The sequence below is a fragment of the Streptomyces sp. NPDC059248 genome (assembly GCF_042753905.1).
In the GTDB taxonomy this organism is placed as follows: Bacteria; Actinomycetota; Actinomycetes; order Streptomycetales; family Streptomycetaceae; genus Streptomyces.
The window spans coordinates 41,714-48,321 of sequence record NZ_JBHYZV010000063.1; the positions used below are offsets into that span (position 1 = coordinate 41,714).

Annotated in this window: 8 protein-coding genes; 5 read left to right on the top strand and 3 right to left on the bottom strand. The window is 71.8% G+C overall.

All coding sequences use genetic code 11. The annotated features are described in order from the left end of the window. Positions 1-106 precede the first annotated feature (106 nt). Entirely contained in the window at positions 107-670 is a 564-nt protein-coding gene (locus ACFXG1_RS24525; RefSeq protein WP_384711454.1) for a dihydrofolate reductase family protein, read from the bottom strand. Positions 671-798: 128 nt separating this feature from the next. Here ACFXG1_RS24525 and ACFXG1_RS24530 point away from each other — a divergent pair, with 128 nt between their 5' ends. The 4 genes from ACFXG1_RS24530 (at position 799) to ACFXG1_RS24545 (ending at position 3,865) form a co-directional block, all read left to right on the top strand. Then, the gene (locus tag ACFXG1_RS24530) at positions 799-1,152 is read left to right on the top strand and encodes a VOC family protein (protein WP_384711457.1); all 354 of its coding nucleotides are present in this window, start codon (positions 799-801) and stop codon (positions 1,150-1,152) included. A gap of 83 nt (positions 1,153-1,235) precedes the next feature. After that, positions 1,236-2,225, top strand: a complete 990-nt coding sequence (locus tag ACFXG1_RS24535) for an ABC transporter ATP-binding protein (protein ID WP_384711461.1) — start codon at positions 1,236-1,238, stop codon at positions 2,223-2,225. Then, positions 2,222-3,016, top strand: a complete 795-nt coding sequence (locus tag ACFXG1_RS24540; protein WP_384711464.1) for an ABC transporter permease — start codon at positions 2,222-2,224, stop codon at positions 3,014-3,016. The genes ACFXG1_RS24535 and ACFXG1_RS24540 overlap by 4 nt, the downstream gene beginning before the upstream one ends. Positions 3,017-3,058: 42 nt before the next feature. Further along, complete coding sequence (locus ACFXG1_RS24545) at positions 3,059-3,865, top strand: MerR family transcriptional regulator (protein ID WP_384711468.1); 807 nt, start codon at positions 3,059-3,061, stop codon at positions 3,863-3,865. Positions 3,866-3,950: 85 nt separating this feature from the next. Here the strand turns inward: ACFXG1_RS24545 and ACFXG1_RS24550 are convergent, their stop codons facing one another. Then, positions 3,951-4,445 (bottom strand): GNAT family N-acetyltransferase, encoded by a 495-nt coding sequence (locus tag ACFXG1_RS24550; protein ID WP_384711470.1) that lies wholly within the window; start codon positions 4,443-4,445, stop codon positions 3,951-3,953. Between the two features lie 112 nt (positions 4,446-4,557). On the opposite strand from ACFXG1_RS24550, the gene ACFXG1_RS24555 reads away from it, so the two are divergent. Continuing rightward, positions 4,558-5,943, top strand: coding sequence for a serine hydrolase domain-containing protein (locus ACFXG1_RS24555; RefSeq protein WP_384711473.1), 1,386 nt, complete (start codon positions 4,558-4,560; stop codon positions 5,941-5,943). A 108-nt stretch (positions 5,944-6,051) separates the two neighbouring features. On the opposite strand, the gene ACFXG1_RS24560 is transcribed toward ACFXG1_RS24555, so the two are convergent. Then, positions 6,052-6,504: a GNAT family N-acetyltransferase gene (locus ACFXG1_RS24560; protein ID WP_384711476.1), complete on the bottom strand. Its 453-nt coding sequence runs from the start codon at positions 6,502-6,504 to the stop codon at positions 6,052-6,054. Between the last annotated feature and the right edge of the window lie 104 nt (positions 6,505-6,608).

Below are 6,608 nucleotides of genomic sequence, written 5' to 3' on the forward strand. Positions count from 1 at the left end.
CCGCCTACCGACACGTCGTGAGACTGGAGGGGAACGTCCAGGTCAGAGCGTCGGCACATGACACCGAAAGTGAGAACCTACACGAGCCCGTGGGTTCTGAAGCCGCTCAGCGCCTCGTCTCGTACCTGGTCAGGACCACACCGCCGGGAAACGTCCGCGTCTCCACCAGGTTCAGGTCCACCCGGCTGTCCAGCGCGGAGAAGAACGGCGTGCCGCCGCCCACCAGGACCGGATGGGTGGCGATCATGTACTCGTCGATCAGCCCGGCCCGCATGGCGGCCCCGGCGAGCGTCGCGCCGCCGATGTCCATCGCGCCGCCATCCTGGGCCTTGAGCCGGGTGATCTCGGCGACCGCGTCGCCGGTGACCAGGCGGGTGTTCCAGTCGACCTTGCCGGTCGTCGAGGAGAACACCACCTTCGACATGTCCCGCCAGCGGCGCGCGAACTCGATCTCCGCCGGAGTGGCGTCGGGCCGCTGGTCGCCGGTCGGCCAGTAGTCGCTCATCGTCTGCCACAGCCTGCGCCCGTACAGCGTCAGCTCGGTCGCCCGCAACTGGTCGGACCAGAACCGGAACAGCTCGTCGCTCGGCACGCTCCAGCCGATGTCGTCGCCGGGCGCGGCGATATAGCCGTCCAGACTCAGGTTCATGCCGTAGATCAGTCTCCGCATGCCGTCGGCCTTCCACGAGTCGGTCTCATACGTACGGACCGGCGCGGCGCGGGAAACTCATCGGTGCGCCCTGCGGAGCAGCCCGTATACCGCGAGACAGCCCGGCACACCCGGTCTAGGCTCGGCGGATGACTTTGGAATGGGAGCAGGTAATCGTCGATTCGGCGGATCCGGTGGCCTTGGGGCAGTGGTGGGCCGACGCGCTCGGCTGGGTCGTGGTCGACTCCTCCGCCGACGAGTTCGAGATCCGGCAGGAGCCGGACCGTCTGCCGGGGCTGCTCTTCGTCCGGGTCGAGGCCGGAAAGACGGTGAAGAACCGGCTGCACCTCGACTTCAGGCCCGACGACCAGGACGCCGAGGTGGCTCGTCTGGTGGCTCTCGGCGCCCGGCGTGCCGATATCGGCCAGGGCGGCCAGTCGTGGGTCGTCATGGCGGACCCCGAGGAGAACGAGTTCTGCGTCCTCGGCCGGCGGCACCCGTAGCAGGCGGAACCCCGGTGGTGCGGGAGGCCGGGGGCGGGGGCGGGTTGACCCTGACGCAGGGGCAGCCTTCCAGCATGGTCCGTATGACGACGACAACCAGTGCGATCCATGCGATCGAGGCCCGCGGGTTGCGCAAGGCGTACGGCGGCCGCGAGGTGATCGCCGGGATCGACCTGACCGTCCCCGCGGGCACCGTCTACGCCCTGCTCGGACCCAACGGCGCGGGCAAGACCTCCACGGTCAGGATCCTGTCCACCCTGCTCCCGGCGGACGCCGGTGAGGCCCGCGTCGCCGGGTACGACATCCGCCGGGAAGCCGACCGGGTCCGTGCCTCGATCGGGGTGACCGGGCAGTTCTCCGCCGTGGACGGGGTGCTCACCGGGCGGGAGAATCTGCGGCTGATGGCGGATCTCGCCCGCCTCGGCCGGACCACCGCCGCGGCGGTGGTGGAGCGGCTGCTGGAACGGTTCGACCTGGCCGAGGCGGCCGGACGCCGCGCCGCGACGTACTCCGGCGGTATGCGAAGGCGGCTGGATCTGGCGATGACCCTGGTCTCCGGGCCTCGGCTGATCTTCCTCGACGAACCGACCACCGGTCTCGACCCGCGCAGCCGCCGCGCGCTGTGGGACATCGTCCGCGAACTGGTGGCGGAAGGCAGCACCGTCTTCCTGACCACCCAGTATCTGGAGGAGGCCGACCGGCTCGCCGACCGGATCGGCGTGCTCGACGGAGGCGGACTCGTCGCCGAGGGCACCGCGGCCGAGCTGAAGCGGCTCGTGCCCGGCGGCCGGATCGAGCTACGGGCCGCCGACGGCGAGCGGGTGGCCGAACTCGCGCGCCGCTGGCCCGGGGCGACCCCGAACCCCGCGACGCTCACCGTGACACTGCCGCACGACGGCAGCGTCGGCGGGCTGCGACGACTGCTGGGCGGTCTCGACGACACCGCGGTCACCGGGCTCGCCGTCCACACCCCGGATCTCGACGAGGTGTTCCTCGCCCTCACGGGCCGATCCGCCGGAGAGGCGAACCGCGCCGGCCCGGCGGGTCGGGGCGCCGGGGAGGTGTCCCGATGAGCGCCGTCGGCATCGCCGTGCGGGACGCGACGACCATGCTGCGCCGCAATCTGCGGCATATGGTCCGGTACCCCTCGATGACCGTGATGCTGATCGGGCAGCCGCTGCTCTTCCTGCTGCTCTTCGTCTACGTCTTCGGTGGCACCATGGGCGCCGGGCTGCCCGGCGCGCCGGCGGGCGGCCGCGGCGACTATCTGACCTACATCACTCCCGGGATCCTGATGATGACGGTCGCCAGCGTCTCCATCGGCACCGCCGTGCTGGTCGCCAACGATATGACCGACGGGATCATCGACCGGTTCCGCACGATGGACATCACCAGAAGTTCGGTGCTCACCGGCCATGTCCTCGGGGCGATGATCCAGACCGCGCACGCGCTGGCGGTGGTCCTCGTGGTGGCGTTTCTGCTCGGTCTGCGGACCGCCGCGTCGGCCGCCCAATGGCTGGCCCTGGCCGGGCTGCTCGCGCTGCTGTCCCTGGCGCTGACCTGGTTCACCGTGGCCCTGGGGCTGGCCAGCCCGGATCCGGAGACCGCGAGCAATCTGCCGATGGTCTTCGTGGTCCTGCCGTTCGTGGGTAGCGGGTTCGTCCCGGTGGATTCGATGCCCGCGGGACTGCGGACCTTCGCCGAACACCAGCCGTTCACCCCGGTGATGGACGCCTTCCGCGGTCTGCTGGCCGGATCGCCGGACGGCGGGGACGCGCTCCTGGCGGTCGTCTGGTGCCTGGTGATCGGCGGCACGGGTCTGTTGTGGGCCCGCTGTCTCTACCGGACGCGCGCGTCGCGCTGAGGCCCCCGGGACACCGTGGGCACGACCCGGGAGACTGAGCGCATGCTGACCATCGGCGAACTGGCGTCGTACGCGGGCGTGACGGTGCGGACCGTACGGCACTACCACGCCAAGGGCCTGCTCCCGGAGCCGGAGCGGGACCACTCCGGCTATCGCCGATACGGCGGCGGGGCCGTCGTCGAGCTGATCAGGATCCGTACGCTGGCCGGGGCGGGGGTGCCGCTGGCGCGGGTACGGGAGCTGCTCTCCGCCGGTGAGGCGGAGTTCACGGCGGCGATCGCCGATATCGACCGGCGGCTGCTGGCCGAGATCCGGGAACGGCGGCGGCACCGGGAGCGGATCGCCCGGCTCGCCGCCGGGGACCGGCTGACCCTGCCGCCGGAGGTCGTCGGCTTCCTCGACCGGCTGCGGGAGCTGGGGGTCGACGAACGGATCGTCCGGATGGAGCGCGACGGCTGGATCCCGCTGGTCGCCCGTGCGCCGCAGCGGATCCCTCGGCTGGTGGCCCGTAAACGCGCCCAGCTCGACGAACCGCGGGTCCGCGACTTCTATCTCACCCTGGGCCGGGCCCTCGACCGCGCCGACGACGATCCGTCCCTGGTACGGCTGGCGGACGAGCTGGCCGACTATCTGACGCGGACGGCCGACGAGCGGGGTGAAGAGTATGTCGACGACGCCGATATCGAGCCGCCTGTCGCGGCGTTGATGGACACGCTGGCCTTCGACACCGCGCCACCGGCCCGCCGGCTGGCCGGCCTGCTGCGCGAGCGCGGCTGGTCCGGCTGGACCCGGCTGGAGCGCGTGGCACCGGTACGGAGCCGTCCGGGACCCTCTCCGCAGGGCCGGTGACGGCGCGTCGGCCGAGGCACGCCCCGAAGGCCGGACGAAGTCCTCGTCCGGGGTCGCTCGTGCGGTCTCCCGGGCGGTGGGGCCGTCAGGTCCAGGTGGTCTCGTAGTACCGCACCCGGTGGTCCTCGCCCACCAGGCGCATCCCGGCGGCCGTCATCACCTGCTGGGAGGCGATGTTGGCGTGGTCGGCGTCGCCCTTGACGCGGCTGATCCCGATGGCACGTGCATGGGCGAGGACCGCCCGCAGCGCCTCGGTGGCATAGCCCCGGCCACGGGCCGATGGGATCAGGCCGTAGCCGACGGTCGCACCGCCGGTCTCGTCGGCCGGCCCGTGGAAGTCGACCCCGCCGATGGCCCGCCCGTCGGACCGGAGCCGTATCTCGAAGGCACCGGGATGCGGGGAGCCGGGGGTCGCCCGGGTATGCGTCGCAAGGAAACGGCGGGCCGCCGCACGGTCGTCGTCCATCGGATAGCCGGGCCCCCACGGAGCGTCGGCGGCCGGGACACCCTCGGCCAACCGCCCCGCCTCGTCGGGGGTGAGAGGGTGGAGGACGAGCCGCTCGGTCACGAGATCGTTCATGGACATGAGTTAGCACGGCCGGGGGCCGGGACGCATCAGGGAATCAAGTCGGGGTCGTATCGGGGGTAACTCGGTGCCGCGCGCGGAGCGGTCTGGGGTAGACCTTGGAACCATGATCTCTTCATCTCCGGCGGAACGTCTGCTGCCGACCACCGAAAGGTCCTTGCTGCGCACCCTGGCCGTGGCCCAGTCGGAGGGCCGCGCGCCCTCCTTCTCCGCAGCGGTCGCCCGCGACGGGGGCGTCGTCTGGAGCGCCACCAGGCCCGGCCCGGCCGACGGCGGCCCGGCCGCCGATACGCAGTACCGCATCGGCTCGATCACCAAGACTTTTACGGCCGTTCTGGTACTGCGGCTCCGGGACGAGGGCTTGCTGGACCTCGGCGATCCGGTGGCGAAGCATCTGCCCGTCCCGGAGCTGGGCGAGGCGACCATCGTCCAGCTCCTCGCCCATACGGCGGGCCTGGCGGCCGAGACCCCCGGCCCCTGGTGGGAGCGGACCCCCGCCGAACTCCGTCCGGGCCTGGCGGAGGTACTGGGCGACGAGCCGTTCCGGCACCCCGTCGGACGCCGCTTCCACTACTCCAACCCCGGCTATACGGTGCTCGGATCCCTGGTCGCCGCGATCCGCGGGCAGAGCTGGGCCGATATGGTGCGGACCGAGATCCTTCAGCCCCTGGGCCTCGACCGGACGAGTGTGGGGCCGCAGGCTCCCTACGCGGAGGGCTGGGCCGTCCACCCCCACGCCGACGCGCTGCTCCCCGAACCCGTCGAGGACCTCGGACTGATGGCCCCGGCGGGGCAGATGTGGTCGACCGCCGGGGACCTCTGCCGGTTCGGCTCGTTCCTCGCCATGGGCGACGACCGGGTTCTGAGCGCCGCGACCGTACAGGAGATGGCGACCCCGGCGGCCCCGCTGGAGGCCGGGGAGTGGGAGGGCACCTACGGTCTCGGCGTCCAGCTGGTGAACGGCCAGGGCCGGACCCTGATCGGGCACGGCGGTTCCCTGCCCGGCTATCTCGCCGCCCTCTGGGTGAGCCCGGCGGACGGGGTGGCGGCGGCGGCCCTGGCCAATGCCACCGCGGGGCCTCAGCCGTGGATGGTCGCCGCCCAGTTGCTGGGGACGGTGGCCGAGGCCGAGCCGGGGATCCCGCCGGCCTGGCGCCCGCTGCCCGAGGTGGATCCGGAGCTGCTGGCGCTCACCGGGAGCTGGTACTGGGGACCCCGGGCGCATGTCGTACGGCTCCTCCCCGATCGCGGATTGTCGCTCGCACCGGTCGACGGGCCGGGTCGGGGGGCGTACTTCCGGGCGGAGGGAGACGGTTCGTGGACCGGTCTGAACGGCTACTACGCGGGGGAGACCTTGCGGGTGGTCCGCCGGGAGGACGGTTCGGTCCGGCATCTCGACCTCGGGTCGTTCGTCTTCACCCGGGAGCCCTACGAGCCGGACGCGGGAGTGCCGGGCGGAGTCGACCCCGGCGGCTGGCGGGGGACGCCCTGACGGAACGCGCGCTCGGCGGTTCCCCGGCCGTCGGCCATGAGACGGCCAGGGTCGTCGTTTCACGTGAAACGACGACCCCGCGTCGTACGGGTCCGTCCTCCGGTGCCGTCAGAGGGCCAGCTTGAAACCCAGATGGGTGGCCTCGAAGCCCAGCCGCTCATAGAAGCGGTGGGCGTCCTTGCGGGAGACGTCCGAGGTCAGCTGAACCATCCGGCAGTCCTGGCGGCGGGATTCCGCGACGGCCCACTCGATGAGAAGGCTGCCCAGTCCGCCGCCGCGCTCATCGGTGTGGATCCGTACCCCTTCGATGATCGACCGGGTGGCGCCCTGCCTGGAGAGCCCGGGGACGACGGTGAGCTGAAGCGTCCCCACGACCCGCCGGTCGCGGACGGCCACCATCAGATGCTGCTGGGGGTCTCCGGCCAGCCGTTCGAAGGCGGCCAGATACGGGGTGAGATCGTCCGGGGTCTCACGCAGGGCGCCCAGGGGATCGTCGGCGAGCATCGCCACGACGGCCGGGATGTCGTCCGCAGTGGCGCGGCGTATCTCAAGATCGGTCATGACGGCAGGCTAGGGCGTTTCTCTCGGATCATCTGATCGTTGGTTGATGTGTGTCGTTGACTGACGCGCAGTGGGCGCGGATCGAGCCGTTGCTGCCGGACCGG